Genomic DNA, 832 nt, shown 5'->3' on the forward strand with positions numbered 1-832 from the left:
AGCGTTGCGAATCACTCTCAAATGCTTGTTATACGCCTGTGCGTTAAAAATCACAGCGCTTTTCAATTGATGGTATGTGTTTACTTCTAGACCTTCTATCAAGAACCAAATACTTACCATGGTTAATAAGGACTTCATATTGAATGTTCTTGCGGCCGCCACCAAGGTGTTTTTCTGGCCAACTCGGCCAAGACTTATATACGCGACCTGTGAACTTAAGCACTTCCCTATCAGCAAGTGGCTCCATATAAGAGCTAAAATCACGGTCTACAACAAAACCCAAAATTTCATTATCCAGCAAGAAGTCGTCACCCGCATTCTTTCCAATAATTTTCCATACCTGAGGCTCACTTGTTCCAAAATAATCGGTTGCCAATATAGAGAACGATTGAAAGCAGCCATTTTGTATTTCTTGTTTTCGGCTACAACTGTAAATCAAGAGAGTTATACATCCTAAAACACAAATCCATTTGTAAATCATATATCTATCACTCATTGGCTAGCGATGTATGACGGCCGCTTATGTGGTGAGCAACGTAATACGGCGTACGGCAACTAGCACCGCGTTAAGCAGTGGGTAAACGTTGACCACCAAACCTAAACCATCGTGCCGTAAACACTAAATTCAAAGCAATCCGAAAATGCCAAGCGTTGGGAATCCGTCTTAAACGTCGTTTTGTTAAAACTACGCTTTCCTAATTGGTTGACATATAAACCACAAAAAACAACACGCAAACGTTAATCCTGCGGCATTTAACTCGTTAAGTCCGAATTGATTGACGAAAAGGGAACTACCCGAAGCTGCAACAAAAAAGGTAGCATAATAATAGAC

The 832-nt window shown here is 40.7% G+C and carries 1 protein-coding gene; it reads right to left on the reverse strand.

The annotated features are described in order from the left end of the window. Nucleotides 1-43 precede the first annotated feature (43 nt). The gene (locus AB4653_RS06775; protein WP_017097967.1) at nt 44-481 is read right to left on the reverse strand and encodes a hypothetical protein; all 438 of its coding nucleotides are present in this window, start codon (nt 479-481) and stop codon (nt 44-46) included. Nucleotides 482-832 lie beyond the last annotated feature (351 nt).

The organism is Vibrio sp. 10N.222.48.A3 (assembly GCF_041475345.1).
Classification (GTDB): domain Bacteria; phylum Pseudomonadota; class Gammaproteobacteria; order Enterobacterales; family Vibrionaceae; genus Vibrio; species Vibrio tasmaniensis_A.

Bases quoted from the DNA above. Each gene is read 5' to 3' on its own strand.
- AB4653_RS06775 (WP_017097967.1), bottom strand. From the start codon at position 481: ATGATTTACAAATGGATTTGTGTTTTAGGATGTATAACTCTCTTGATT.